The organism is Pseudoalteromonas sp. MB41 (assembly GCF_020966275.1).
Taxonomy (GTDB): domain Bacteria; phylum Pseudomonadota; class Gammaproteobacteria; order Enterobacterales; family Alteromonadaceae; genus Pseudoalteromonas; species Pseudoalteromonas lipolytica.
Genome location: NZ_JAJJZF010000071.1, coordinates 1 through 979 on the forward strand (window position 1 = coordinate 1; position 979 = coordinate 979).

Genomic DNA, 979 nt, shown 5'->3' on the forward strand with positions numbered 1-979 from the left:
TAATGCCAGTCAGTTAAGAGCTGACTGGCATTTTCTTTTGTAAGGATACTTATTTGGTTTCCTTCTTATCACCCTTGGATAATGCCTGTCTGGTAGCCTATCGGGTAAGATAAACAACCTAAGTGTTGTCAGTAACTCATCATAATGAACAGGTAACTTACTTGCACTATGTATTGGCGTAAACATGAAGAAAGCGATTACCTGCCGCATAGATTGGCTAAAGCTTAATTGAGTAGGCAAGATATCTTCTTCTTTAGTTGCATCAAGCATGATTATGCGTATTAAGTTGTAAGCGAGTAGTAATCCCCATAACTCTTGGCGTACCATGTCTGGCTTCTTACTACGTAATGTATGTTTGCTGTGATTCAATCCCTGCTTTATTTCTCTAAACGCCAGCTCAATTTCCCAGCGTTGTGTATAAACCTCTATTAATTCGTCATACGGAAATCGTAAAGGGTCAATAAGAGAACTCAGAACACGATAGCTTTTTCCATCAGCTTTATAAGTGGTTAATCTTGCCGTTATGGTATCTGGTAATGACTCAAACTTCTTTCTCGCCTGAAGGCTTGTAGACAAGGTAACAATCTTATCATTGTCACTGATACTGTGTTCAACTTGATACTGTAAATCCTTCCTTGCTGGCAACATCCAGTGAGAGTTTTTTCCTTGGCTTTGCCATTGATAAAGTAGCCCTAATGAGTAATAACCACGGTCAAACAAGGTCAGAGAGTTATCCGGTACGGCTGGTAATAGACGTTGAGCTAAGCTCATTTCGCCTACACAACGGGCATCAAAACTACTGTCTAACAATAAGTGGCTAGATACTTCCATTAAGCTACACATTCGAATTTGTGGATAGCTGACTTCTCCATGCTGATTACTGTCACTGCCAAACTTTTCTCGGTTTTCTTGATTATCATGAGTTCGGAAGCTAACGCCATCCACTGCAAGTAAATTAAGTCCACACCACTGCTCAAAA

At 40.0% G+C, this 979-nt stretch carries 1 protein-coding gene; it reads right to left on the bottom strand.

Annotation, left to right across the window (positions count from 1 at the left end):
* Positions 1-9 precede the first annotated feature (9 nt).
* A partial coding sequence (locus LPA49_RS22210) for an IS4 family transposase (protein ID WP_230237778.1) occupies positions 10-979 on the bottom strand: 970 nt, incomplete at its 5' end.